At 61.4% G+C, this 25979-nt stretch carries 22 protein-coding genes; 11 read left to right on the top strand and 11 right to left on the bottom strand.

The window, feature by feature from the left end:
- Positions 1–11: 11 nt before the first annotated feature.
- The 3 genes from hemA to ispG all read left to right on the top strand — a co-directional run bounded on the left by hemA (position 12) and on the right by ispG (position 4192).
- On the top strand, positions 12–1235 hold the full coding sequence (gene hemA, locus ACGKZZ_RS08070) for a 5-aminolevulinate synthase (RefSeq protein WP_411223010.1): 1224 nt from the start codon (positions 12–14) through the stop codon (positions 1233–1235).
- Between the two features lie 127 nt (positions 1236–1362).
- On the top strand, positions 1363–2970 hold the full coding sequence (locus tag ACGKZZ_RS08065) for a helix-turn-helix domain-containing protein (RefSeq protein ID WP_411223009.1): 1608 nt from the start codon (positions 1363–1365) through the stop codon (positions 2968–2970).
- Between the two features lie 94 nt (positions 2971–3064).
- The gene (ispG, locus tag ACGKZZ_RS08060) at positions 3065–4192 is read left to right on the top strand and encodes a flavodoxin-dependent (E)-4-hydroxy-3-methylbut-2-enyl-diphosphate synthase (RefSeq protein WP_411223008.1); all 1128 of its coding nucleotides are present in this window, start codon (positions 3065–3067) and stop codon (positions 4190–4192) included.
- A gap of 18 nt (positions 4193–4210) precedes the next feature.
- On the opposite strand, the gene ACGKZZ_RS08055 is transcribed toward ispG, so the two are convergent.
- Positions 4211–4969 carry a DsbA family protein gene (locus ACGKZZ_RS08055; RefSeq protein WP_411223007.1) on the bottom strand — a complete coding sequence of 253 codons (759 nt, stop codon included), beginning with the start codon at positions 4967–4969 and terminating at the stop codon, positions 4211–4213.
- A gap of 21 nt (positions 4970–4990) precedes the next feature.
- Positions 4991–6328: a M48 family metalloprotease gene (locus tag ACGKZZ_RS08050; RefSeq protein ID WP_411223006.1), complete on the bottom strand. Its 1338-nt coding sequence runs from the start codon at positions 6326–6328 to the stop codon at positions 4991–4993.
- Between the two features lie 57 nt (positions 6329–6385).
- Between ACGKZZ_RS08050 and ACGKZZ_RS08045 the strand changes: the two genes are divergently transcribed.
- The 5 genes from ACGKZZ_RS08045 to ACGKZZ_RS08025 all read left to right on the top strand — a co-directional run bounded on the left by ACGKZZ_RS08045 (position 6386) and on the right by ACGKZZ_RS08025 (position 13728).
- Positions 6386–7540 (top strand): pyridoxal phosphate-dependent aminotransferase, encoded by a 1155-nt coding sequence (locus ACGKZZ_RS08045; protein WP_411223157.1) that lies wholly within the window; start codon positions 6386–6388, stop codon positions 7538–7540.
- A gap of 133 nt (positions 7541–7673) precedes the next feature.
- A complete protein-coding gene (locus ACGKZZ_RS08040) occupies positions 7674–8891 on the top strand; it encodes an N-acetylmuramoyl-L-alanine amidase (RefSeq protein WP_411223005.1) in 1218 nt (405 codons plus the stop codon).
- A 121-nt stretch (positions 8892–9012) separates the two neighbouring features.
- Complete coding sequence (locus ACGKZZ_RS08035) at positions 9013–11565, top strand: penicillin-binding protein 1A (RefSeq protein ID WP_411223004.1); 2553 nt, start codon at positions 9013–9015, stop codon at positions 11563–11565.
- Between the two features lie 101 nt (positions 11566–11666).
- Positions 11667–12791: a peptide chain release factor 2 gene (gene prfB / locus ACGKZZ_RS08030; RefSeq protein ID WP_411223003.1), complete on the top strand. Its 1125-nt coding sequence runs from the start codon at positions 11667–11669 to the stop codon at positions 12789–12791.
- 133 nt (positions 12792–12924) lie between these two features.
- Positions 12925–13728: a DUF2189 domain-containing protein gene (locus ACGKZZ_RS08025; protein WP_411223002.1), complete on the top strand. Its 804-nt coding sequence runs from the start codon at positions 12925–12927 to the stop codon at positions 13726–13728.
- Here ACGKZZ_RS08025 and ACGKZZ_RS08020 read toward each other — a convergent pair.
- Positions 13721–14515 carry a helix-turn-helix domain-containing protein gene (locus ACGKZZ_RS08020; protein WP_411223000.1) on the bottom strand — a complete coding sequence of 265 codons (795 nt, stop codon included), beginning with the start codon at positions 14513–14515 and terminating at the stop codon, positions 13721–13723. The genes ACGKZZ_RS08025 and ACGKZZ_RS08020 overlap by 8 nt on opposite strands.
- A 287-nt stretch (positions 14516–14802) precedes the next feature.
- Between ACGKZZ_RS08020 and ACGKZZ_RS08015 the strand changes: the two genes are divergently transcribed.
- Positions 14803–15168, top strand: a complete 366-nt coding sequence (locus ACGKZZ_RS08015; RefSeq protein WP_411222999.1) for a hypothetical protein — start codon at positions 14803–14805, stop codon at positions 15166–15168.
- A gap of 45 nt (positions 15169–15213) precedes the next feature.
- On the opposite strand, the gene ilvN is transcribed toward ACGKZZ_RS08015, so the two are convergent.
- The 3 genes from ilvN to ACGKZZ_RS08000 all read right to left on the bottom strand — a co-directional run bounded on the left by ilvN (position 15214) and on the right by ACGKZZ_RS08000 (position 19107).
- Positions 15214–15774: an acetolactate synthase small subunit gene (gene ilvN, locus ACGKZZ_RS08010; protein WP_411222998.1), complete on the bottom strand. Its 561-nt coding sequence runs from the start codon at positions 15772–15774 to the stop codon at positions 15214–15216.
- Between the two features lie 83 nt (positions 15775–15857).
- Entirely contained in the window at positions 15858–17612 is a 1755-nt protein-coding gene (locus ACGKZZ_RS08005; RefSeq protein WP_411222997.1) for an acetolactate synthase 3 large subunit, read from the bottom strand.
- Positions 17613–17949: 337 nt separating this feature from the next.
- On the bottom strand, positions 17950–19107 hold the full coding sequence (locus ACGKZZ_RS08000) for a cytochrome P450 (RefSeq protein ID WP_411222996.1): 1158 nt from the start codon (positions 19105–19107) through the stop codon (positions 17950–17952).
- Between the two features lie 311 nt (positions 19108–19418).
- On the opposite strand from ACGKZZ_RS08000, the gene ACGKZZ_RS07995 reads away from it, so the two are divergent.
- On the top strand, positions 19419–19880 hold the full coding sequence (locus ACGKZZ_RS07995) for an MgtC/SapB family protein (protein ID WP_411222995.1): 462 nt from the start codon (positions 19419–19421) through the stop codon (positions 19878–19880).
- A 14-nt stretch (positions 19881–19894) separates the two neighbouring features.
- Here the strand turns inward: ACGKZZ_RS07995 and ACGKZZ_RS07990 are convergent, their stop codons facing one another.
- The 4 genes from ACGKZZ_RS07990 to ACGKZZ_RS07975 form a co-directional block, all read right to left on the bottom strand.
- A complete protein-coding gene (locus tag ACGKZZ_RS07990) occupies positions 19895–20701 on the bottom strand; it encodes an arginyltransferase (protein ID WP_411222994.1) in 807 nt (268 codons plus the stop codon).
- A 99-nt stretch (positions 20702–20800) separates the two neighbouring features.
- Entirely contained in the window at positions 20801–21382 is a 582-nt protein-coding gene (locus tag ACGKZZ_RS07985) for a TIGR02281 family clan AA aspartic protease (RefSeq protein WP_411222993.1), read from the bottom strand.
- 71 nt (positions 21383–21453) lie between these two features.
- Positions 21454–22077, bottom strand: coding sequence for a MarC family protein (locus tag ACGKZZ_RS07980; RefSeq protein ID WP_411223156.1), 624 nt, complete (start codon positions 22075–22077; stop codon positions 21454–21456).
- A 44-nt stretch (positions 22078–22121) separates the two neighbouring features.
- The gene (locus tag ACGKZZ_RS07975; RefSeq protein ID WP_411222992.1) at positions 22122–23975 is read right to left on the bottom strand and encodes an ABC-F family ATP-binding cassette domain-containing protein; all 1854 of its coding nucleotides are present in this window, start codon (positions 23973–23975) and stop codon (positions 22122–22124) included.
- 168 nt (positions 23976–24143) lie between these two features.
- On the opposite strand from ACGKZZ_RS07975, the gene ndk reads away from it, so the two are divergent.
- Positions 24144–24566 carry a nucleoside-diphosphate kinase gene (gene ndk / locus ACGKZZ_RS07970; protein WP_411222991.1) on the top strand — a complete coding sequence of 141 codons (423 nt, stop codon included), beginning with the start codon at positions 24144–24146 and terminating at the stop codon, positions 24564–24566.
- A gap of 68 nt (positions 24567–24634) precedes the next feature.
- Here ndk and ACGKZZ_RS07965 read toward each other — a convergent pair whose 3' ends face one another.
- Positions 24635–25816, bottom strand: coding sequence for a pyridoxal phosphate-dependent aminotransferase (locus ACGKZZ_RS07965; protein ID WP_411222990.1), 1182 nt, complete (start codon positions 25814–25816; stop codon positions 24635–24637).
- Positions 25817–25979 lie beyond the last annotated feature (163 nt).

Raw genomic sequence — 25979 nt, 5'->3', positions numbered from 1 at the left:
AGGAGACGCCGGTGACCTATACCGTCAAACTCGATGAAGCCCTCGATCGTCTGCATCAGGAAGGGCGTTACAGAACCTTCATTGATATCGAGCGTCAGAATGGTCAATTCCCGCACGCTGTCTGGCGCAAGCCCGACGGGTCGGAACGCAATATCACCGTTTGGTGCGGCAACGACTATCTTGGCATGGGCCAACACCCCAAGGTTCTGGCCGCCATGCATGAGGCCATCGACGCGACCGGCGCCGGTTCCGGGGGAACGCGCAACATCTCCGGCACGACCGTGTATCACAAGCGTCTTGAGGCGGAACTCGCCGATCTGCACCAGAAGGAAGCGGCGCTGCTGTTCACGTCGGCCTACATCGCCAACGACGCCACGCTTTCGACGCTGCCCAAGCTGTTTCCCGGTCTCATCATCTATTCGGATTCGCTCAATCACGCCTCGATGATCGAGGGTGTGCGCCGCAATGGCGGGGCCAAGCGGATTTTCAAACATAACGATCTGGATCACCTGCGCGAACTGCTCGCCGCTGACGATCCCGAAGCGCCGAAACTGATCGCCTTCGAATCGATCTACTCCATGGATGGCGATTTCGGTCCGATCGAGGCGATCTGCGATCTTGCCGACGAATTCAACGCCCTGACCTACATGGACGAGGTGCACGCGGTGGGCATGTACGGTCCGCGCGGGGCAGGGGTGGCCGAGCGTGACGGTCTGATGCACCGTGTCGACATCATCAACGGCACGCTGGCCAAAGCGTATGGCGTGATGGGCGGCTATATCGCGGCCTCGGCCAAGATGTGCGATGCGATCCGGTCCTACGCGCCTGGCTTCATCTTCACCACATCACTGCCGCCTGCGGTGGCTGCCGGTGCGGCGGCGTCCGTGGCACATCTAAAAGAAGACCAGTCCTTGCGCGATCAGCACCAACTTCAGGCGCGAATCCTCAAGATGCGGCTCAAGGGATTGGGCTTGCCGATCATCGACCACGGCAGCCACATCATTCCAGTGATCGTCGGCGACCCCAAGCACACCAAGAAACTGTCCGACATGATGCTGGAGCAGTTTGGCATCTATGTTCAGCCGATCAATTTCCCGACCGTGCCGCGCGGAACGGAGCGTCTGCGCTTTACGCCGTCACCGGTGCACGGGCCGAAAGAGATCGACACGCTGGTTCAGGCGATGGATGAGCTCTGGTCACACTGTGCGCTAAATCGCGCCGAACTGAGTGCATAACGATTGGAATCGGTGCAATACGCCTTGTCCTGTGATAGCGTTGTCGCAATAAGAAGCGCGACTCGACTCACCGAGTAAGCGCCGCGCGGGCAGCGCTTACATGGTAAGAACGCAAGGGGCAGCGAGTATGATTGGGCGGAAAACCCCAAAATCATCGCAAGACATCATTGAAACGACACCGCGCGGATTCGACGATTTCGAACTCCGTCTGGGGGACGTCATGCGGGGCGAACGCGCCACCTTGGGCAAGTCGCTTCTGGACGTCCAACGAGAGCTGCGCATCAAGGCTAGCTATATCGCGGCCATCGAAAACTGTGATCCGACAGCCTTCGATACACCCGGCTTCATCGCCGGTTATGTCCGGTCCTATGCGCGCTATCTGGGCATGGACCCGGACGACACCTATTCTGTTTTCTGCGCCGAGAGCGGGTTTGAAACCGCGCACGGCATGTCTGACGCCGCGTCCTCCCGCAAAGCCGCCGAGGCCGCGCGCGCTGCCAAGGCGGCGCTGCCACGCGACCCGTTTTCCCAACCCGCGTTGCCATTTGCACCGGGCGGCGATTCATTCATGTCGCGCATCGAACCGGGCGCCATAGGCTCCACCCTTGTTCTTGCGCTGTTGCTAGGCGGTCTGGGGTACGGCGGCTATTCCGTTTTGCAAGAAGTGCAGCGCGTTCAGCTTGCTCCGGTCGATCAGACGCCTGTTGTGCTGTCCGATCTGGATCCGCTCGAAGCCGCTGGCGTGCCGGTCGAAACAGCGCCGTCCGAAGACATGGCCAATGCGGCTGCGGGCGTGTTCACGCCCCCGGTCAGCGTTGATGCTTTTGACCGGCTTTACCGCCCGCAAGCATTGGACGTGCCGGTTCTGGTCGCCCGCGATGCGCCGATCTCAACGCTTGACCCCAACAGCGTCGGGGCCTTTGCGCAAGCCGCACAACAGGCCTTGCCCAGTGTCGATCTGGAGCCGGCGACAAGCCTGGCCGCGGCCAGCATCCTGTCCTCCGGAGCGTTGCCGAAAGACGGTGTCACTCTGATCGCGGCACGCCCGGCGTGGGTGCGTGTGCGCGGTGACGACCGCTCCATCCTGTTCGAAAAGGTGATGGCGGCGGGGGATACCTGGACCGTTCCCGCGTCGCAAAGCGATGCACTATTGAACGTCGGCGAAAGCGGCGCGCTTTATCTTGCGGTCAATGGCCAGACCATCGGCCCTGTCGGGGCGGCCGGTACGGTCACATCCGATTTGCCGCTCGATGGCCCCACTTTGACTGCCGCGCTCGAGCCGGCCAACCTTCAGGGCGACAGTGATCTGAACCGTGTTCTGGCGGAACTTGGCACCGATACGGTCCAACCCAGCATCGGGCAGCCCAAGATCCTCGAAGACAGTGCGCCGGGTGTCACCCTTGTTGCGGTGCGCCCTGCGTGGATTCGCGTGCGCGCCGCAGATGGCAGCGTGATCTTTGAGACGATCATGAACGCGGGCGATACCTACGATGTGCCGGTCACGCAGGAGCCGCCGACGTTGCGTGTCGGAGAGTCGGGCGCGGTCTATTTCGCGATGAACGGCCAGACCTACGGGCCTGCTGGATCGCGCGGGTCTGTCACATCCAATCTTGCGCTGTCGGTCGATCAACTGTCGCAAACCTATTCCGTCGCCTCGATGGAGGCGGACAGCGATCTGGCGCGCGTCGTGGCCGAACTGGCTGTGCCGCAAGCGGCTGACGTGGTCCGCGACTGACGCCCTTCACACTTGAAGCATCCGGCCCACGGGCCTAGGTAACGGGTATGACCCCGGCAAGGCGGTTGCACGACACCGCCAAAGGAACCCGTTTATGAGCCTCAATCCCGTCCGTCCGTGGCGCAACATTTACCGTCGAAAATCGCGTCAGATCATGGTGGGCAACGTGCCTGTCGGTGGCGACGCCCCGATCAGCGTCCAGACGATGACCAACACCCTGACGCCCGACGTCAAGGCGACAATCGCGCAGGTTCAGGCCGCCGCGGACGCCGGTGCGGACATTGTCCGGATTTCGGTGCCCGACGAGGACAGTTCCCGCGCGCTGAAGGAAATTGTGCGCGAAAGCCCGGTGCCGATCGTTGCCGACATCCATTTCCACTACAAACGCGGGATCGAGGCGGCCGAGGCCGGGGCCGCCTGTTTGCGGATCAATCCGGGCAATATCGGTTCGCAGGAGCGCGTGCGCGAGGTCATCAAGGCGGCACGGGACCACAACTGTTCGATCCGCATCGGAGTGAACGCCGGATCGCTGGAACGGCATCTGCTAGAGAAATACGGAGAGCCGTGTCCCGATGCGATGGTGGAATCCGGGCTCGATCATATCAAGATCCTGCAAGACAACGATTTTCACGAATTCAAGATCAGCTGCAAGGCGTCGGACGTGTTCATGGCCGCCGCTGCCTATCAACAACTGGCAGAGGCCACCGACGCGCCCATCCATCTTGGCATCACCGAGGCGGGCGGGTTGATCGCTGGCACCGTCAAGTCGGCCATCGGCATGGGCAACCTGCTGTGGATGGGCATTGGCGACACGATCCGTGTGTCGCTGTCGGCCGATCCGGTCGAAGAGGTCAAGATGGGGTTCGAGATCCTGAAATCGCTCGGCCTGCGCCATCGCGGTGTCAACATCATCTCGTGCCCGTCCTGCGCGCGGCAGGGGTTCGATGTGATCAAGACGGTCGAGACGCTGGAAAAACGGCTTGAGCACATCAAGACGCCGATGAGCCTGTCGATCATCGGCTGCGTCGTGAACGGGCCGGGCGAGGCGTTGATGACCGATGTCGGCTTTACCGGCGGCGGCAATGGCGCGGGGATGGTCTATCTTGCGGGCAAGCAGAGCCACAAGATGAGCAACGATCAGATGGTCGACCATATCGTCGAGGCAGTGGAACGTCGGGCCGAAGAACTGGAAACCGCCGCGTCCAAGGACGCGGCGGAGTAGGGCGCGGCGCGGGGTGCCTTACCCCTCCTGACGCTCGGCGGCGATGATTTGCTGCATCGCATCAAGCGGAACGTAACCCCGCACCAATTCGTCTCCCATCACGAAGGTCGGCGTGCCGCTGATATTCAGATTTTGCGCCAGCGCGCGGGTCATCGCCAACTGCTCGGTGATCGCATCGCTGTCCATCGCGGCCAGAACCGCGTCCGCATCAAGTCCGAGCGTCTCCGCCAGCTTGCGCATGACGGGCGGTTCCATTTCGGCGTTGAGTGCCATCAGAGCTTCGTTCGCCGACTCGTAAGCCTCGTCCCCGGCAATGTCGCGCACAGCAAGTGCAAAGCGGGAGGACAGCACCGAATTTTCGCCCAGGATCGGAAATTCCTTGACCACGTAGCGGATGTTGCCGTCGCTCTCGATCAGCTCCAGAACCTCCGGATGCGCACGACGGCAGTATCCGCAGCGATAATCAAGAAATTCGACGACGGTGATATCGCCATCCGGGTTGCCACCGACCCAGGAATAGCCGTCCTGAAAGATCGCGTCGGCATTGTCGGCAACCAGTTCGACATCCCCTTGGGCCTGCTCGGCTTGTTGGCGTTCTTCCAGAACGCGCACCGCTTCCATGATGACTTCGGGATTTTCCAGAAGATACTTGCGCACCTCCTCGCCAAAGGCGGCTCGGTCGGATTCGGACATCTGATCGAGGTTGAGATCGGCGGCCTGAGCACCCGTTGCGAGCAAAAGCGCAAGGGTGACAGGGGCGAGGCGGGATTTGAACATGAGCGTCTCCGTTGAAGTCATTCAGCGCCGGGTGGCGCGTTGAGCGGCACTTAACACATCTTGCGCGCGTTTCCATGGCCCCGATCCCCGCGCCAAGGCACCCTCGGCGCGTTTGGCTTGGATGGCGGCATCGTTCAGGCGGCCTTGCAGGGCATAGCGCTCCGCCGTGACCAGCGATGCCATCGCGTTATTGCCGGTTGTGGCGTAAGCAACGGACAGGTCGCGCAGGATGCGCGCATCGCCGTAATCTCGCCCGCGCGCGCTTTCTAGAACGCGCAGCGCTTCGCCGGGATTGCCCGCCGCCAGATGCGCGCGCCCCAATCCACCCAGTATGAGAGGATGGTTCGGCGCAAGGCGGGCGGCGGCGGAATAGACGGCCACGGCATCGCCAGCACGCCGCGATTCCAGCAGGATTTGGCCCTTGAGATCACGCAGAAATGGATCCTTCGGGCGTTGAGAGATCGCGCCGTCGATCTGGCCGAGTGCACGGCCCAGATCGCTTTGGCGGTGATATGCCACGGCCTTGCGCATCTGCGCGATATCCGCGCTGCCGCTTTGGTCGGCGCGCCGCAGCGTCCATGTCGGCGCGCGAGTGAATGCCGTCAGCTTGCCTTTGGCCCGCGCGAACCAGTAGGCCGCCGCCGGATCGGTCGCGCCTTGCGCCTTCGAACCGGAAACCAGCCCCTTGAGCGCCCGCAACCGGTCGCGCGTCAGGGGGTGTGAGCGCATATACGGGTCTTGCCTGCTTTCGGACAATGCCTCCTGTCCGCGAAACAGATCCTGCACCTCAATTGCACCTTGCGGGTCGATTCCCGCCCGCATGAGGTAGCGGATCGAGCTGATATCGGCCGAGGCTTCCTCGGCGCGGGAATGCGACAGCAGGCTGCGCATCACCGAGGATTGGGTTCCGATGGCCAGACCCGCGGCGGCCCGTCCGCCACCCGCTGCGGCAGCCGCAGCCGCCAGCACGAGGCCCAGCCCGGACGCGGTGCGCGCCGAATGCATGTTTCCCAACCGGCGCGAGATGTGGCCATTGGCGATATGAGCGGCCTCATGCGCGATCACAGCCTGTATCTGCGCCGCGGTTTCGAGTTTGGACATCAGACCTGAGTGGATGAAGATGTGCTGCGTGTCGACGATAAAGGCGTTGAGAGAGTTGTCGTTGATCAGAAGGATCTGCACGTGCGACGGGCTGAGCCCGGCGGCGCGCAGAACCGGCGCTCCGAGTTGGGTGAGCGCGTATTCGATATCGGCATCGCGCAAGAGCTGAACCGCGCGTGCCGGTGCCGCGGCGATCAGCGTCGCGAGGCACAAGGCCAGACCGGCCATCCGAACGAGGCGCCGCGTTGCTCTATACATTGACGTGGCCCTGCCTTCGCCCATAGGAGATGTCGCGAGCAGTTTAGGAAGAGAATGATGCGAAACTCAAGCCGCGGGGCGGTCGATCCCTTTATCGTGATGGACGTGATGGAAGCCGCACGGCAGGCCGAGGACGCAGGCCGGCACATCATCCACATGGAGGTCGGCCAGCCGGGCACACCCGCGCCGGCGGCGGCCCGCGATGCGCTGTCGCGCGCGATGCAGGGGGATGCGTTGGGCTATACGGTTGCGATGGGCCTGCCCGCCCTGCGCACGCGCATCGCGCAGCTTTATGGCAATTGGTACGATGTCGATCTCGATCCGGCGCGCGTGATTGTCACGCCGGGTTCATCGGGCGGGTTCATCCTGGCCTTCACTGCGCTGTTCGATGCCGGGAACCGCATTGCGCTCGGCGCGCCGGGTTATCCATCCTATCGCCAGATCATGCGCTCGCTCGATCTCGTCCCGGTCGAAATTCAGACCCGACCCGAGGCGCGATTTCAGTTGGAGCCGTCTGATCTTAGCGGGATCGATTATAATGGCATGATGGTCGCATCGCCCGCAAACCCGACAGGCACGATGCTCGACAAGCCCGCTTTGGCCGCTTTGATCGAGGCGGCGCAGGCGAAGGGAGCCGCGTTCCTGTCGGACGAAATCTATCACGGCGTCGAATACGAGCGAAAGGCCGTCAGCGCGCTGCAGATCAGCGACGATGTCTGCGTAATCAATTCCTTCTCCAAGTATTTCAGCATGACCGGCTGGCGTTGCGGCTGGCTGGTGATGCCGGAGGCCAACATGCGTCAGGTCGAGCGTCTGGCGCAAAACATGTTCATTTGCGCGCCGCACGCCGCGCAGGTGACGGCACTCGCGGCAATGGATGCGGACGAGGAGCTTGAGGCGAATATGGCCGTCTACCGCGAAAACCGGCGGCTGATGATCGAAGGTCTGCCGCAGGCCGGGTTTGACCGGATCGCGCCACCGGATGGCGCGTTTTATGTCTATGCCGACATCTCGCACCTGACCGATGACAGCCGCGCCTTTGCGCGCGACATTCTTGACGAGGCAGGCGTTGCCGTGACGCCGGGACTTGATTTCGACCCCGAGCGTGGTGGTGGAACGATCAGGGTTTCCTATGCGCGTTCGACCGCCGACATCGTCGAGGGGCTGGAGCGCTTGCGCCGCTTCATGCAGACGCGCGGACATAGTGTGTGACGCTTGGCTTTTGCCAAGGCGGTGGATTTGCATTTCATAAGCGAAGACGCGTGAGGACGGCGTGGTTTCCCGACCGTCGGATTATGGTGTATCGTGCGCAAAACGGTCCGTTGAGAGACCGGGGAATCAGGCGATGAGCGGTGTTTTGACACGAATATGGGCGGCCTTTTTGTGCACCTGCCTTGCAGCGCCCGCGTTGGCGCAGGATCTGGGCGCTGTTGCGCGGTTTCAGGATGGCGCGTTTCAGGAGCGCGGCAGCGGGGCCGAATTGCGCCTCGATCTCAGTCAGGGCGTTCCGTGGCGGGTGTTTACCTTGACCGAACCCAATCGGCTCGTGATGGATTTCCGTGAGGTGCTGTGGGGCGACATCGCGCCGACGAAATTGATCGACACGCCGCATGTGGATGCGATCCGGGTGGGCGGCTACCGGCCTGGGTGGTCGCGGCTGGTTGCGGATCTGGGGCAACCATTGATCATCGACACTGCCGCGCTGGTCACGGATGCGGAGACTGGGGCGGCGACGATCCGTGTGATGCTGAAGGAGACCGATCAGGCGCGTTTTGATGCGACCGCAGGCGCGCCGCGCGACCGGCGCTGGGATCTGCCGCGCCCTGCCGACGTTCAACCCATCGCGCCGCGCGATCCCAATCGGCTGGTGGTGGTCATTGATCCCGGTCACGGCGGCATTGATCCGGGCGCCGAGCAGGGCACCATACGCGAAGCCGATCTCATGCTGACATTCGGTCGCGAACTGCAAGACGTTTTGCGGCGGGCCGGCGGGTTTGACGTGGCGTTGACCCGCGATGGCGATTACTTCGTTTCGCTGGAAGCCCGCGTCGCGCGCGCGCGTGACGCAGGAGCCGACGTGTTCCTGTCGCTTCACGCGGATGCGCTCGCCGAAGGGAATGCGCGCGGAGCCGCGATCTACACCCTGTCGGACGACGCGTCGGATGCGGCCTCTGCGGCGCTTGCGGAACGCCATAATCGCGACGATCTCTTGGCTGGAGTGGACCTCAGCCGCTCGGACGATCGCATTGCCAACGTGTTGATGAGCCTTGCACGGCTGCAAAACGCGCCGCGCAGCAAGGCGCTGGCCAAGCACATGCTGGCGGGCATCGAAAACGCGGTCGGGCGGGTGCATAAGCGTCCGCTGCGCCACGCAGGCTTTTCGGTCCTCAAGGCGGCGGACATCCCTTCGGTTCTGCTCGAGGTGGGGTTTCTGTCTACGGACGCAGAATTGAAGAACCTGTCCGATCCGATCTGGCGGCAGGGAATGGCGGCCGGTATCCGCGACGGCCTGATCGCGTGGCGCGACGAGGATACGGCGCTGGCACCGCTCAGGCGCAAGTGATCGCGCGCCTTAACCTTGCGTCACAAGCCGCCGAACATTGGCGACGACGGCATTGTGTTTTGACCATCAGCCCCCAGTTTTGTAGGGGATACGGAAACCCGAACCAAAGGCACCCATACGCGTGACCCGATTCATCCTGTCATTCTTCGGAGCGATCTTCACGCTCATCACCATGGGTGCGATGATGGTCGCGCTTGCCGTGGGGGCCGTGTTCTGGATGTACGGGCGCGATCTGCCCAGCCATGACAGCCTTGCGCAGTACACGCCGCCAACGATCTCGCGGATCTATTCCGGCGAGGGGCGTATCATCGACGAATTCGCGCAGGAACGTCGCCTGTTCACTCCGGCGCGCGAAATCCCCGATCTGGTGAAGCAGGCGTTTATCTCTGCCGAAGACAAGAATTTCTATTCCCATCAGGGCTACGACCTGCGCGGCATTGCCGCCGCCGCCATTGATGCGGTGGCCTCACGCGGGCAGGACGTGCGTGGCGCGTCGACCATCACCCAGCAGGTGATGAAGAACTTCCTGCTGTCCGGCGATCGTCGGGTCGAGCGCAAGATCAAGGAAATCATCCTGGCCTCGCGCATTGAGGACACGCTGAGCAAGGAGAAGATCCTCGAACTCTACATGAACGAGATCTTTCTCGGTCAGAACTCCTATGGCGTCACCGCTGCCGCCCAAACCTATTTCAACAAACCGCTGACCGAACTTGCGCCGCACGAAGCGGCGACGCTGGCTTCCCTGCCCAAGGCGCCTTCGGATTATCACCCTGTGCGCCAAAAGGATCGGCTGCTGTCGCGCCGCAATTTCGTGTTGAAGGAGATGATGGAAAACGGCGTGATCTCGAAAGAGGTCTACGAGAGCGAGGTCGCGCTGCCGCTGAAATCCGTCCAGAACGGCGATTACGAACCGTTCCGCGACGCGCTGCCGCCGCGCAACTATTTCACCGACGAGATCCGTCGCCAGTTGAGCGTCGACTTCGGCGAAGCGGAATTCTTTTCCGGCGGCTTCAGCGTGCGCGCCACGCTCGACCCGGAACTGCAACTCGAGGCGGAGGACGCGCTGCAACGCGCGCTGGAGCAATACGACCGCTCGCAAGGTATCTGGCGTGGCACCGGCAAGACCTTGCCCGCCGATCAGCTGACAGACGGGTCGGCATGGCGCGACGCGCTGAGCAATGTCACACTGGCGCGCGATATTCGTCTGGAAAACCCCTGGTATCCGGCCGTGGTGCTTGAGGTGGGTGAGAATGATGCCCGCATCGGGATCGAAGGCGTGCCGGACGACGAGGACGGTCACTGGATTCCGGCCAAGGATGTGCAATGGGCGCGCAAGCGCAACAGCGATGGATCTCTGGGCCGCAAGGCACAGGTGGCCGGCGATCTGGTGGCTGTCGGGGATGTTGTGCATGTCCGCCGCATGACGTCTGACAGCGACGGCAGCTTCATTCGCTGGACGCTGCGCCAGGTGCCGCAGGTGCAGGGTGCCTTCATGGCGATGGACGTCAACAACGGCCGTGTGATCGCGATGCAGGGCGGGTTTAGCTATCAGGCCTCGGTCTTCAACCGCGCCACGCAGGCGCAGCGCCAGCCAGGGTCGAGCTTCAAGCCGTTTGTCTATGCCTCTGCGCTGGACAGCGGGTATTCGCCCGCGACGATTGTCGTGGACGCCCCGATCGAGATCAACACGCCGCAGGGTGTCTGGCGGCCCAAGAACGCCTCGAACCAGTTCTACGGGCCGACGCCCCTGCGCACCGGCATCGAACGGTCGCGCAACCTGATGACCATTCGCCTTGCGCAGGAGGTGGGAATGGACACGGTCGCGCGGTATGCCGAGAAATTCGGCGTTTACGACAACATGGGCCGGGTTTTGGCCAACGCTCTGGGCGCGGATGAAACGACGCTTTACAAGATGGTTGCCGCTTACGCGATGTTTGCGAATGGCGGCGAACGGGTCGAGCCCACGCTGGTTGACCGGGTTCAGGACCGCTATGGCAACACGGTTTATAAACACGATCAGCGCGTCTGTGTGGATTGCACCGAGACCAGCCTGCAACCGGGGCAGGGGCCGACGGTGCGCAGCAATCGTGAACGGGTGATGAACGAGGTCACAGCGTATCAGTTGACCTCTATGTTGCAGGGCGTGGTGGAACGCGGCACGGCGCGCGGCGCGGTCAACCTGCCGGTGCCGACAGCGGGCAAGACTGGAACGACAAACGATTCCAAGGATGTCTGGTTTGTCGGCTTCACCTCCAACATCGTGGCGGGCTGTTACATCGGTTTTGACCAACCGCGCAGTTTGGGTCGTGGCGCGTCTGGTGGCGGGATGTGTGGACCGGTGTTCAACGCGTTCATGCAGAAGGCCGTGGCGAAATACGGCGGCAGTGATTTCCGTATTCCCGACAGCTGCCAGTTCATCAATATCGACCGCAACACCGGTGCGCGGCTGTCAGACAGCGCCAGCGGTGACAACGTCGTGCGCGAGTGTTTCCGCGAAGGCGAAGAGCCGATCTTCGGCATTCAGTTCGACGGCGGCTTTGCGATGGGCTCCAATTTCGAACTTTACAGCGGCGACGGCACGGTGTCCAAACAGGTGACCACCTCCAGCGGCGGAACCGCGACAGTCGGTCCCAAGGCCAGTTTCGGCACGCTCAGTTCCGGCGGTCTCTACTGAGCGCAGAGAAACCACACGCTCCGCCGCTGCCCCGCCTTGTCGGGACGGCGGCGCTGGTCTATCACACCTGACATCCGAGGCCCGACAAAACAGGACCGCCAATGCGCGCTGAAATCCAGAACATCGTTGAACAGATTGAAAAATCCGTGAACCTGCTCGCGCAGCGACTGGATTGGGAAACCGCGCAGCACAGGCTTGAGGAATTCAATGCGCGCGTCGAAGACCCCAATCTGTGGAACGATCCCGAAGCCGCACAAAAGCTGATGCGCGAACGCCAGATGCTTGTCGACGCCATCGAGACCTATACTTCGATCAAACAGGATTTGTCCGACAACGTCGAAATGATCCAACTGGGCGAGATGGAAGGCGATCAGGAAGTCATTACCGATGCCGAAAACGCTCTCAAGTCGCTGGCCGACAAAGCCGCGAAGAAAGAGCTCGAAGCCCTTCTCGATGGCGAGGCCGATGGCAACGACACGTATCTCGAGATCAATTCCGGCGCCGGTGGTACGGAAAGCTGCGACTGGGCAAATATGCTCGCCCGGATGTATGTCCGCTGGGCCGAGCGGCATGGCTACGAGGTCGAGTTGCAATCGGAAACACCCGGCGAGGAGGCTGGCATCAAATCCGCGGCCTACAAGATCAGCGGCCCGAACGCCTATGGCTGGCTGAAATCGGAATCCGGTGTGCACCGTCTCGTGCGGATCTCGCCCTTCGATAGCGCAGCCAAGCGGCACACCTCTTTCTGTTCGGTCTGGGTTTACCCGGTGGTCGATGACAATATCGAGATCGAGGTGAACCCGTCGGACATCCGTATCGACACCTATCGCTCGTCGGGCGCGGGCGGGCAGCACGTCAACACCACCGATTCTGCCGTGCGCATCACCCACGCGCCGACCGGCATTGTTGTCACGAGCTCGGAAAAATCGCAGCACCAGAACCGCGACATCGCGATGAAAGCGCTGAAATCCCGCCTCTATCAACTCGAACTCGATCGCCGCAACGCCGATATCAACGCCGCCCATGAGGCCAAGGGTGATGCAGGATGGGGCAACCAGATCCGCTCCTACGTCCTGCAACCCTATCAGATGGTCAAGGATCTGCGCACCAATTACGAAACATCCGACACCAAGGGCGTGCTTGACGGCGATCTCGATCCGTTCATGGCGGCCACTTTGGCGCAGAACGTGTCCGGCAAATCGCGCGCCGAAGCGCAAGGCGACTGACGGATACCGCGATCCTTGCGACCGGCATCGCCCGAGCACGGCGCAGCATCAGCGCGGTGCCAAGCTAGCTGTTGCCAAACCGATCTCCAGCCGCTTTCATTGCGAAAGGCCAGACGACCTTTTGGAGATGCGCATGAACGACACACCCGAACTCGGCGTTCCGAAACTGGACGCGATCTCGCTCGATACCTTGCGCACGGCCTTGGCTCGCGGCTGGCGCGACATGGTCCGCGCTCCGGGGTTTGCGTTTGTTTTCGCGGGGTTTTATGTGCTTGCCGGATGGCTGATCACATGGATCACCCTGAGCACCGGCACGACCTTCTGGCTGGTGCTGGCGGCCATCGGCTTTCCGCTGATCGGCCCGTTCGCCGCTGTCGGGTTTTACGAAGTCAGCCGCCGACTGGAGCGGGGAGACCCGCTTGTGGCGTCGGAAATTCTGGGCGTCATCCTGCATCAGTCGCGCCGTCAACTCCCGTCGATCTGCGCGATCATCATCATGGTGTTCCTGTTCTGGTTCTTTATCGCCCACATGATTTTCGCGCTGTTCCTCGGGCTCAGCACGATGACCAACATTTCCAGTTCGCTTGATGTCTATCTTTCGTCCAACGGTCTGGCCATGCTGGCAGTCGGGACCGTTGTAGGCGCTCTTTTCGCGATCCTTCTGTTCAACATCACGGTGATCGCGCTGCCGCTTTTGCTCGACCGCGAAGTCGATTTCGTAACGGCGATGATCACGTCTTTCCAATATGTGATGGCGCACCCCGTCATCATGCTGGGCTGGGGTCTGTTTGTTGCCGTATTTACATTCCTGGCCCTGCTTCCGGGCTTCCTGGGCCTGTTCATCGCCTTGCCGTTGCTCGGTCACGCGACCTGGCACCTGTATGACATTGTCAATCAGGACAGCCTGTCGAACCGACCGGAGAGCGCGCCTAGTTGAAAGGCTCGTCCACACGCAGCTGGGTGCGATGGAACGGTGCCAGATCTTCGACCTTGCATAACCCCGCCGTGCGTGCGGCCGCGCGGGCCTTGCGTCCGTCGTGGGCGAGATATTCGCAGACCATGCGCGCGACGCGGGTGCCTGTGGGGCTTTCCTGCGCCGTGCGGGCCGCATAACCGACGAAAAAGTTGTTTTCGAACGAGGGAACCTGCGCGAGGAAATTGAAGGATGTGCTCAATGCTTGCTGACGGCTGATGACGATGGCGACCCCGCCCTCGGCAGCGCGCACGAGACCTCTGAATTCGCGTGTATGGGGATCGGATCGCAGCCCCTGATGCTCCACCGCTTCGCGCGCCTCAAAGCCCCGCAGGAACGTTGCACCGTCTTTGCGGTATACGTAAACCAAACCGCGCAGAAACGCCGTGTTGTCCGAAAAACTGCGCCGTGAAAACTGGTAAAACCCGCTCGGAAACAATAACTCAGTCATCTGGGTCACACCCGGAGCAAGAAAGTCGCTGATTTCCGGATGGTTCAGCAGCGACTGGGTGCGAAACGCGATGTCTTCGAGCGGCTCGAGGATGATCCGGGCATCGACATTGAAATACTGGCAGATTCTGAAAAGCACGTCCGGCCGCGGGAAACTCTCGCCGGAAAGATACCGGTTGAATTGCGTCCGGTTGATTCCAAGATCGCGGCACAGCGCTGAAATCGACTCGGTCGATTTTGCCAATTCGCGCAGGTTGGCACCAAGGGTGTTGCGCAATTCAGATGGGCTGGGAGCAGGCACGGTATTCGGTCATCCTTCTTACCTGCGCTCAGGGCAGGGCAGCGCTATTCCGTCAAATCAAGTAAAGCCTGCCGCCGAAAAATCCAGCACCGAACAGTGTACGGGATGCTTCTTGGCGACGATGGTCACGTTCTGACACTAATTTGTGACAATGGTGACGCTTTATCGCGTCAGGGTCAATCGGGTTACGACACAAAAAGCGACGACGAGACACCATTTTCCCCATGTCCTGACACACGAAAAATTAACACATTGAACCTCTAAGATGGGGAACCGAAATTATGACAATGCAGAATATGTTTGGTGTTGTGCTGTGGTCCGACACGGACGCGCAGAAAGCCGTGATCTGGTGCGAGGATCAGGGTGAACTCGCATTCTATACGCCGGCCGATACCAGCATTCACGATGCACCACCTCTTGATGCCGGAGATCTCATTCAATTTGATCTGACGGTTCAGCAAAATGTGCGCAAAGCCAGCAATCCGCAGCTCTTGATGCAGTCGCATTCGCCGACATTGCCCGAGACGCTCCGCGCCGGACAGCGCAATCGCGCCAACGACGCGCCCCGTTCGGGCGGCAAGCTGTCGCGCAAAGTCATTGATCTCGCTCAGTATTTCGAGCCTGCGAGCGGGCCAATGGCCGTCACAGGATAGGCCGCACTCCCCGGCCGATCCAGCGCGGCGCTCTGGCCCTGTTCGTCAGACGCCGCGCGAAAGTGCTGCGACGCCGGTCCGCGCAATCTCGGCCAGGCCCAAAGGGCGCATCAGATCCGCGAACGCGTCCACTTTTTCCGGCGTACCGGTGATCTGGAACACAAAACTCTCCAAAGTGCTGTCAACCACCTGGGCGCGGAAGATATCCGCCAGCCGCAGCGCTTCGACGCGCTTGTCGCCCTCACCCTCGACCTTGAGCAGCGCCAGTTCCCGCTCCACCGAACCGCCTTCGACCGTCAGATCGTGCACTTCATGCACCGGAACGATGCGCCCCAACTGCGCCTTGATCTGTTCGATGACTTGCGGCGTGCCGGTGGTGACGATGGTAATGCGTGACAGGTGGCCCTCGTGGTCGATCTCTGCCACGGTCAGGCTGTCGATGTTGTAGCCGCGCCCGGAAAACAGCCCGATGACCCGCGCCAGAACACCAGCCTCGTTGTCCACGATGATGGCAAGCGTGTGGGTTTCCTGAACATCTGAAAACGTCGGACGCAGATTATACGCGGAATGCTTGTTTGAGCCTTTTTTGATCTTTAGCGCGGACATGGCGGTCTTCTTCTCTTTGGAAATATTCTGCGGTACGGGGCGGTGCCCCACTTGGCCGGACCGGCGCAAGCCGGTCCGATGCCTTAAACCATCACAGCCCCTTTAGAGCCGATCGCGTTCTGGGTATTGGCCTCGCCAAGCAGCATCTTGTTATGCGGCTCACCGGACGGAATCATCGGGAAACAATTCTCGTGCTTTTCCACCAGACAATCAAAAATCACTGGCCCGTCATAGTCGAGCATTTCCATGATCGCATCGTCGAGATCCGCCGGATCGCCGCACTGGATGCCCTTGGCGCCGAACGCCTCGGCCAGCTTGACGAAATCGGGCAGGGCTTCCGACCAGCTGTGCGAATAGCGTTCGCCATGCAGCAATTCCTGCCACTGACGCACCATGCCCAGCCGTTCATTGTTCATGATGAATTGCTTGACCGGCAGGCGGTACTGCACCGCCGTGCCCATTTCCTGCATGTTCATCAACCACGACGCTTCGCCCGCGACGTTGATCACCAACGCGTCAGGATGCGCCACCTGAACGCCGATGGACGCCGGGGTGCCGTAACCCATGGTGCCGAGACCACCGGACGTCATCCAGCGGTTGGGGTCTTCGAATCCCAGGTATTGCGCGGCCCACATCTGGTGCTGGCCAACTTCGGTGGTGATATAGCGATCACGCCCCTTGGTCAGCGCCTCAAGCCGCGCCAATGCGTGCTGCGGGCGAATGGTTTTTGCCGAAGGCTTGAACTTCAGGCAATCGACCTTGCGCCATTCGTTGATACGGCTCCACCATTTCTGCAAGCCTTCGCGGTTGACCTTGCGGCCCCGCGATTTCCAGACCTTGAGCACGTCTTCCAGAACATGGCCCACATCGCCGATGATCGGCATGTCCACGCGGATCACCTTGTTGACCGAGCTTGGGTCGATGTCGATATGCGCTTTGCGCGATCTTGGGCTGAACGCGTCGAGCCGTCCGGTGATCCGGTCGTCGAACCGTGCACCGACATTGATCATCAGATCGCAATCATGCATCGCAAGGTTTGCCTCATAAAGCCCGTGCATCCCCAGCATCCCGAGCCAGTTCTTGCCGGACGCGGGATAACATCCCAACCCCATCAGGGTCGACGTGATCGGAAAGCCGGTTGCTTCCACCAGTTCGCGCAGCAATTGGCTGGCACCGGGGCCGGAATTGATGACGCCACCGCCGGTATAGAACACCGGACGCTCCGCAACCTCGATGGCCTCGACCAATTGCGTGATGGTCTCCATGTCGCCTTTGACCTGCGGCTGGTAATGGCTGACCTTGGCTTTGGCCTTTTCGGTGTAGCTGCCGGTGGCGAACTGGACGTCCTTGGGAATGTCCACCAGCACCGGGCCGGGACGACCCGTGGTGGCGACATGAAACGCCTCATGCAGAACGCCCGACAGCTTGTCGGTGTCCTTGACCAGCCAGTTATGCTTGGTGCAGGGGCGGGTGATGCCGACAGTGTCGGCTTCCTGAAACGCGTCCGAGCCGATCATGAAGGTCGGCACCTGTCCGGTCAGAACAACGATCGGGATCGAATCCATCAGCGCATCGGTCAGACCGGTCACAGCGTTCGTTGCACCGGGACCGGACGTGACCAGAACCACACCGGGTTTGCCGGTGGCGCGCGCATAGCCTTCGGCGGCGTGCACTGCGCCCTGTTCGTGGCGTACCAGAAAATGGCGAATGCCGTTTTGCTGAAAAATCTCGTCGTAAATCGGTAGCACAGCGCCACCGGGATATCCGAATACTGTGTCGACACCCTGATCCTTCAGGGCCTGAACCACCATTTTCGCTCCGGTCATCTGACGTGTCATCGCTTTGCTCCGTTACAGACACTTCTGTTCGTTACGCGAAAAAAAACCCCCGCTTGTCAGTCGGGGGCGCATGGGGTCCTGTTCAGGTTCCGTTACCGGCCCATGCGCTTTTCATCTACAATGACTAGGACTCGTGCCATGTCGGCTCCTTCTCGCGTGGGCGGACACTATGGCGAGGCCGGGGGAGGGTCAACATCGAATGGTCCGAAAAAAGAACCGGAATCGCACTTTTTCTTGGCATTAGTTGCGCCATCCTGCCGCACGAACGTAATTTTGTGTAATCGAGCGGCTGTTTCCAGGTTGGATTGTTTCAAAAATCAAGGCGCATGCGCCACTGTCAGTCGCGCGCCGACATGATCAGATGCAGTTGCGCGAACCCGCTGGCAGGGTAGGCGGCCTGCGTCACGGGCTGGTCGGGATCGCAAGCGATGCGTGACGTGGCGCCCAGCAGCTCCTCAAGGATGACCCGCAGTTCCATACGCGCAAGCGGAGCGCCGGGGCAGACATGGATGCCCGCGCCATAAAGCAGGTTGGCGTCTGGGTCGCGATCGAGACGGAACGTGTCGGGGGCGTCAAACACCCGCGGGTCGCGATTGGCCGCAACCCAGTTCACCGTCACGCGCGCGCCACGTTCCAGCATGCGTCCACCGATTTCGACGGGACAGGTCGTGATGCGCCGGTTCGTGACCAGAGGGCCATGCAGGCGCAGGATTTCGTCAGACGCAGGCCCGGCCAAAGACGGATTGGCCCGCAGTCGGTCTTGAAGTTCCGGGTGACTGGCGAGGTATTCGGCAAGAATTCCGACCGAAGCGGCAATGCTGCCGATCTCACCGACCGTCCAGTTGCGCAGAATGCTGGTGATCTCGTCCTCGTTGATCAGGCGTCCGTTGACAGTCTCTTGAGTCAGCGCAACGGCCACATCGGTGTCAGCTGTCGCACCCGCGTCAATGCGCGCGGCGATTGTCTCGCGGATCAGGGTTTGGAACTCGCCCGCGATCCGTGTCATCGCGGCGTGATCGCGCGCCAATGTCGCTTCGTGGTTGCGCGCAACCCACTGCCGCAGCGGTTCCGAAAGCTCTTCCGGCCAGCCGAGAAAGGCGCATTGCACGCGAACCGCAAAAGGATGCGCCAGCGCGGCCATCAACTCGACTTTTCCGGTCGCGTTCGCAATCAAGTCAGAGGCAATCGCGCGACAGGTCGGCTCGAACGCATCCACACGGTCTTGCGAAAAGTACTTTTCGACAATCGGTCGCCAAGCGGTATGCTCTGGCGGATCCATACCGTTGGGAACAGTCAGGCGGTTGGAGACAACATTACTGAACGTCGTGTGATCCTTGATCGCGCGGGTTACGTCGGCGTGGCGGAACAGCGACCAGTGCATGTACTCGCTCCACGCCACCGGGCAGGTCTCCCGCATCGTGTCATAGGCGGCGCGCTGATCGGACTGGACCTCTTGCGAACGCGGATCCCAGTCGGCTTTCGGTGAGTCGCTCATTGTTCGGAACTCCAATTTCAGCGGTCCGTGCAATCTCTGTCAGGGCAAAACTATAGCACTCGTAATCAGGCGCACTCTGCGACATATGCCGCTGATTTCAAAGCACGCATTAGCACAGAGGCAGGCTGCGATTCCATCGCATAACGCCCTGCGGACGCGGCGGGCTGCGATGCAAATTGTCCCATGCGGGCGTATTCCGGACAGCGCCGCACCATCGACGGTGTGTGAAACGGGATTTCGTCACGCCATGTCGAACCCTTTGCGCGTTCACGGCGTTCACCCATCAGATCCATCGTCGCGAAAGATACCCCATGATCGAGCTTTTCGTCTTTACCACCGTGCCCCTGTTCAATGTGATCATCCAGTTCCTGACCGCAACGCTATTGCCGCTTGCAATCGGATTGGAACGCTATTTCCGCAACAAACCGATCGATTTCCGCCCCTATGTCATCATCTCGGTGGTGGCGTGCGGAATCCTGATCACGACGACCGAACTCAGTGCCGAATTCGGTGACGAAGACACACAGATCGACCCCACCCGTGTGATGGAGGGCGTCATCACCGGCATCGGCTTTCTGGGCGCGGGGGCGATGTTTCGCGAAGGCGATTTCGTCAAGGGGGCGGGCACTGCCGCCAGCATCTGGAGCGCCGGTGCGATTGGTCTGATCTGCGGCGCGGGCGAGATCGGCATCGCGCTGACCGTGACCGCAATCGTCCTGCTGGTGATGATCGTCAGCGCCCCGTTCACCGAGAAATGGGACAACAAGTCTTGAGATCGCGCTGCCGGTTATCCCCGCAAATCGGGTAGCGATATGTTGGACACCTGCTCGGCGATCGGATCCGTCATCAGGGGATGGGTGTCTGCCGAATAGGCATCTGGCGATTTGAACGTCTCCCACGCGCCGCGGCGAAAGACCTCCAATCCAGAGAACGACGCCTTGTAGCCCATCTTCGGGCTGCCCGGCACCCAATATCCCAGATAGACATAGGGCAGACCGGCTTCGCGCGCGATTTCGATATGATCGAGGATCATGTAGGTGCCAAGGCTCTGTGCCGGGACATCGGGCGTGTAGAAAGAATAAACCATGCTCAACCCGTCGCCCAGCACATCCGTCAGGCAGACCGCATCCAGCTCGTTTCCATGCGTGTATTCGATCACCCGCGACCGGATCGGCGTTTCCTCGACCATGGCGGCGAAATCAAAGACGTCCATATCGGCCATCCCGCCATCGGCGTGGCGCGCATCCAGATAACGACGGAAAAGATCATACTGGTCTTCAGTCGCCCAGGCGCTGGTTGCGCGACGTCGCAGATGCGCGTTGCGCTTGATGGTGCGTCGCTGGCTGCGGGACGGGCGAAACGCCTCGACCGAAATGCGCGCCGACAGACACGCCGCGCAATCCGAACAGGACGGCCGGTAAAGCACGTTCTGCGAACGGCGGAACCCCTGTCTGGAGAGGCTGTCATTCAACGTGTTGGCATGTTCCCCCTGCAGCGCAGTGAACAGCTTGCGCTCCATCCGGCCCTCCAGATAGGGGCACGGCTGGGGCGCGGTGACGTAAAACTGCGGAGCAAGTGGCAGCGAGTGGCGCATGACAGTTCCAAAACTTCGATATGAGCCAAAACCTAGCCCAAGCTTTCGCGGTCGCCAACCCCCCAGAAACGGCGGGCTGACGGCATTGCGTATTTCGTTCTACCGATGAAGAATCAAACGCCCCCCGGCGATTTCCAGACGGGCAAACCGGCTGAGATAGTCCATCCCCAGCAGCGAGCCCTTCATGTCTCCCTCATTGACGAACGCGCGCACGTTTGTGTCGCGGAACGGCCCCAGGGCGACCTCATCGAGCCTCACCGGCGCGGTGCGCACCGGGCCGTTGGCCGTCATGGCTTCCGAGAAATAGATCATGTCGTCATCCGTCAGGCCAATCCGGCTTGCGTCGGATTGCGTGAGCACAATGCTGGTGGCGCCCGTATCCACGACAAACCGGATCGGCGCGTTGTTGATGTCGAGCGTCAGGTAATAATGCCCGTCCGGCGCGCGCGGAACCTCGATCCGACCCGCGTCACTAACCACAAGCTGCTGGGGCTGAATGGTCTGGCGAATATCGTCCCAAAGCCCAATGGCAGCGATCACCCCGAGAAAGATAAGGCCCCAAAGCGCGCCGTGTTGCAGCGTCTTGTTCAGGCTTTGTCGGTGACTGACAAGAAACCAGAACACGACGACCGCGCCAAGCAGCACCAGATAAGCCAGATTGCCATATTCCATGCTCGACATCACGCATCCCACCTTGTCCTCAGACTACTGAATGTAGGCCGCGCGACAGCGATTTTGTAGGGCAGGGCAGATTATCCACCCAACCCCATGCCGAAGCCGCGAATGCCGTCCAGCACGAACTGGACCGACAAGGCCGCCAGCAACATTCCGAGCAGCCGAGTCACAACCACGATCCCGGTCTTGCCGAGCGCCCGTTCAATCAGGTTGGCGCTCAGGAAAAAGGCAAAGACCAACAGCAGCACGGCGACCATCACGCCCAGCACCGTAATCATCCCCGCTGTGCCGTCGGCTTCACCTGTCAGCAAGATGACCGAAGCAATCGCGCCTGGGCCGGCGATCAGCGGAATGGCGATCGGGAACACCGAAGGGTCCGGAAGGTCGTCGATATCCGCCTTGTCGTCACGCCGCTTGGTACGCCGCTCAAACAGCATGTCAAGCGCAGTCAGGAACAACAGGATGCCACCCGAAATCCGGAATGCGGGCATCGAGATGCCGATAAAGCCCAGAACCTGCTCACCCAAGAACGCAAACAGGAACAACAAGGCTGCCGCAATCACGCTGGCCCGCACCGCGATCACACGGCGGTGCTGTACCGTCATTCCGGGCGTCAGCGCGATGAACACGGGCGTCAGGCCGATGGGGTCGATCACCACGAACAGCGTGACGAAGGCCGATATGATGAACGCGAAATCCATCATCCGGCCCTAGAATCCACGCGCAGCTTTGGCAAGAGCTCGGGTCACGCGCTTTCTGCCTCGTCCAGCTTGGCCGCAGCGGCCTCCCACAAGCTTTCCGCTCGCCCAAGCCCCTGCATCACTTCGGCGTATTTGCGGTTCCAGGTTTCCAACTCGCCCTTGCGCGAGGTTTCGTAAAGCGCGGGATCGGCCAGTTTCTTGGCCAGTTGCTCGCGCATCGCCTCGATCTTTTCCACCCGCGCCTCGCATTTGCGCAGCTCGGATCGCAAAGCCAGCATCGCATCGCGATCCGGCCGCGGCGCGCGCGCCGGTTTGGGTTTTTCCACTTTCGCAGGCTTGTCCGGCGTCAGCAGCATGGTGCGGTAGGCGTCCAGATCGTCCTCATAGGTGGTGACGTGGCCGTCCTTGACCAGCCACAACCGGTCCGCAACCATCGACAACAGATGCATGTCGTGGCTGACCAGAATGACGGCACCGGAATAGGCGGTCAGCGCTTCGACCAGCGCCTCGCGGCTTTCGATATCGAGGTGGTTCGTCGGCTCGTCCAGGATCAGCAGATGCGGCGCGTCAATCGTGGCCAGCAAGAGAGACAAGCGCGCCTTCTGCCCGCCGGACAAGCGTCCGACGACCGTTTCGGCCTGCGCGGCCATCAAACCAAAGCCCGCCAGCCGCGCCCGGTGCCGTGACGGCATTTCACCGGGGCGCACGCGCCGAAGGTGATCCAGCGGCGTCTCATCCACGTGCAACTCGTCCACCTGATGCTGGGCAAAGAACCCGATGCGCAGCTTTGAGGAGCGTGTGATCCGACCTGCCATCAGTGGCAATCGGTCCGACAAAAGCTTCGCCAGCGTCGACTTGCCCTGACCGTTCTTGCCCAGAAGGGCGATGCGGTCGTCCTGGTCGATCCGAAGATCGAGCTTGCGCAGAACTTCGGTCTCGCCATAGCCGGTGACGCCGTTTTCGACCCGGATGATCGGCGGCGACAGCTCGTCGGGCTGAGGGAATGTGAACACCCGCTTTGCAATTTCTTCCGGGGCGCTGACCATGTCCATGCGCTCGATCATCTTCAGTCGCGATTGCGCCTGCTTGGCCTTGCTGGCCTTGGCGCGGAACCGATCGACGAACGATTGCAGATGCGCCACGCGCGCCGCCTGCTTCTTTGCCACCGCGCTGGCCTGCGCACGCCGTTCGGCGCGTTGACGCGCGAACTGGTCGTAAGGGCCCTGGTAGAATGTCAGCTGACGGTCCTCAAGATGCAGGATCGCGCCGACCGCGCGGTTAAGCAATCCACGGTCGTGGCTGATGACGATCACCGTAAAAGGGTATTTCGCCAGATAACTCTCAAGCCACAACGCGCCCTCAAGGTCGAGATAGTTGGTCGGCTCGTCCAGCAGCAGCAAATCGGGCTGCGCAAACAGCACCCCGGCCAAGGCCACGCGCATGCGCCACCCGCCGGAAAACGCGCTACAGGGCATTTGCTGCTCATCGTCGTCAAAGCCCAACCCCTTCAGGATCGAGGCCGCGCGCGCCTCGGCCGACCAGGCGTCGATATCGGCCAGCCGCGTCTGCACTTCTGCAATCCGCGCGCCATCGGTCGCCGTCTCGGCCTCGGCCATCAGCGCTGCACGTTCGGTGTCGGCTTCCAGCACCGTATCCAGAAGCGACACGTCCGATCCTGGCACCTCCTGTGACACCCCGCCGATCCGCGCGCCACGCGGCACCGAAATGCTGCCGCCCTCCAGCGCCAGTTCGCCGCGGATCAACCGAAAGAGCGTCGTCTTGCCCGCTCCGTTGGGCCCCACCAGACCGACCTTGTGCCCATCCGGAATGACCGAGCTCGCGCCCTCGAACAGGGGCCGACCTTCGACCGCATAGGTGATATCTTCAATCTTCAACATGGCACGCGCCTTAGCAACGAACGCGACGACAGACCAGCGCTCTTGGCGTCTTTGGGCGCAAAATTCCTCGGGGGTTTGGGGGCTGGCCCCCAATCACGGCTTTTCATGACGAAAGCCGCATGCTAACCGGCGCTCCAATCACAAACCAAACCTTACGGAGCGACCCAAATGGCCCTCGAACGTACCTTTTCGATCATCAAACCCGACGCAACCCGCCGCAACCTGACCGGCAAGATCAACGCCAAGTTCGAAGAGGCCGGTCTGCGCATCATCGCGCAAAAGCGCATTCATCTGACCAAGGCGCAGGCCGGCCAGTTCTACGCCGTTCACTCCGAGCGCCCGTTCTATGACGAGCTGTGCGAGTTCATGGCCTCCGAACCGGTTGTCGTTCAAGTTCTCGAAGGCGAGGGCGCAATCGCCAAGAACCGCGAAGTCATGGGCGCCACCAACCCCTCCGACGCAGCACCCGGAACGATCCGCGCCGAATTCGCCGAATCCGTCGGTGAAAACTCCGTTCACGGTTCCGACGCGCCGGAGACCGCTGCCGAAGAAATCGCGTTCTTCTTCTCCGGTCTCGAACTGGTCGGCTGATCGCGAGGGCGTTTGCGCCCCAAGGAATTTGACAAGGCCGGGCCGAACGCCCGGCCTTTTTCATCTCTCTAGGCCGCTTTCGCCATGTCATCCGCGAAGGCGCACACCGTCTTCAGCGCTGTGCCGAACCGTGCGTCGTCTACGGTCATCGCGATCCTCACATGGCCCGCCGCCGAGGCGCCAAAGCTCTCGCCCGGCATCACCGCGATCTTGTGCGTGTCCAGAAGGGCATTGGCGAACGCCTCTCCTGACATGCCGGTTCTGCGGATATCCAGCATCAGGTACATCGCGCCCTGCGCGGGAATGGCCCGGAGCGAGTCGTGCCCGGCCAAAACCTTTGCCGCGATCTCGCGGCGGCGGCGGAACGGAGCGGCAACCTCGGTCTCGAGCCTGTCTCCAGAGCGAAGAGCAAACAGGGCCGCGTCCTGAATATAACCCGGAACGCCGTAGGTGGTGTTGGTCGCAAGATCGATCAGACACGCAATCGCGGCCTGTGGCCCCACGATCCAGCCCACGCGACTGCCCGTCATGGCGTGGCTTTTCGACATCGACCCGACGACAAGCGTGCGCTCGGCCATGCCGGGCAGGGCGCGGGGTGACAGATGCGTCCCTTCCCACACCTGCGTGTCATAGACCTCGTCCGAGATCAGCCACATGTCGTGCCGTTGCACGACATCCGCAATCGTCTCAAGCGTCTCGCGTGGATAGACCGCTCCCGTGGGGTTGTTCGGTGTGTTCACCAAGAGGGACACGGCGTTGCCGCAAGCCGCCTCCAATTCATCGCGCTGTGGCAGGAAGCCTTGGGACGAGCGCGTTTGCACGGCGCGCGGGAGTGCCCCGGCAGAGCGCACGACGCCGGGGTAGGTGGCGTAATATGGATCGACGTAAAGCGCCACATCGCCGGGCTGGCAGACGGCCATATGGGCCGAAAACAGCGCCGATTGCCCGCCGGGTGTGATCATCACGTTGCCGCGGCTGGTCGGCACGCCGGTTTGCGTGGTGACCCGCGCCGCCACCGCGTCGCGCAACTCCTGCACGCCGGGCACGACGGCATAGCCCGTATGACCGCCAGAGGCGCTTTCGGACATCGCGCGCAGAATGGCGGGATCGGTGCGGATGTCGTGCTCGCCGATGGTCAATTCGGTCACGTCTTCGCCTGCCGCAATCATGTCGCGTGCGCGATAGAACACGCCCCATCCGTCGGACCCGTCACCGTTCAGCGTGGTGATGCGCTTTGACAATTCAGGCACTCGACCCTCCGCAGAATTTTGCCCTGTCCTTGCCAGAGTGTCACTGCAAAAGTCCAGCGCCAAGCCGTCGTAACCGCAACCGTGTCTCTTGCGGGTCCGGGTTTCGCATGAACCTTCTTGTCGTTAAGGAGTTGATCGACACCCACGTCCATCAATTTCGCGG

It is taken from the genome of Marivita sp. S2033 (assembly GCF_046592965.1).
Classification (GTDB): domain Bacteria; phylum Pseudomonadota; class Alphaproteobacteria; order Rhodobacterales; family Rhodobacteraceae; genus Marivita.
This window is presented reverse-complemented; position numbering and strand designations above follow the sequence as displayed.